Consider the following 477-nt stretch of genomic DNA (forward strand, 5'->3'; position numbering starts at 1 on the left):
GAGTCGTGCAGCAGCCGGCCCACCAGGGTGGACTTGCCGTCGTCGACGGAACCCGCGGTGGCGAAGCGCAGCAGCGTCGTCGTGTCGTCCATGGCTAGAAGTACCCTTCGCGCTTGCGGTCTTCCATCGCGGCCTCGGACATCCGGTCGTCGGCGCGGGTGGCGCCCCGCTCGGTGAGGCGGGAGGCGGCGATCTCGGTGATGACGGCGTCGAGGTCGACGGCGTCGGAGTCGACGGCGCCGGTGCAGGACATGTCGCCGACGGTGCGGTAGCGGACGGTGCGGCGTTCGACGGGCTCGTCCTCCCGCGGGCCGCCCCACTCGCCCGCGGTCAGCCACATGCCGCCCCGCCGGAAGACGTCCCGTTCGTGGGCGAAGTAGATCTCCGGCAGTTCGATGCCCTCGCGGGCGATGTACTGCCACACGTCCAGCTCGGTCCAGTTGGAGAGCGGGAAGACGCGGACGTGCTCGCCGGGGG

At 71.5% G+C, this 477-nt stretch carries 1 protein-coding gene; it reads right to left on the minus strand.

Annotation, left to right across the window (positions count from 1 at the left end):
• Positions 1-94 precede the first annotated feature (94 nt).
• A partial coding sequence (locus WDV06_RS37125) for a phosphoadenosine phosphosulfate reductase domain-containing protein (protein WP_395514199.1) occupies positions 95-477 on the minus strand: 383 nt, incomplete at its 5' end.

Origin of the sequence: Streptomyces racemochromogenes, from assembly GCF_044129415.1 — a bacterium.
GTDB classification, from domain to species: domain Bacteria; phylum Actinomycetota; class Actinomycetes; order Streptomycetales; family Streptomycetaceae; genus Streptomyces; species Streptomyces racemochromogenes_A.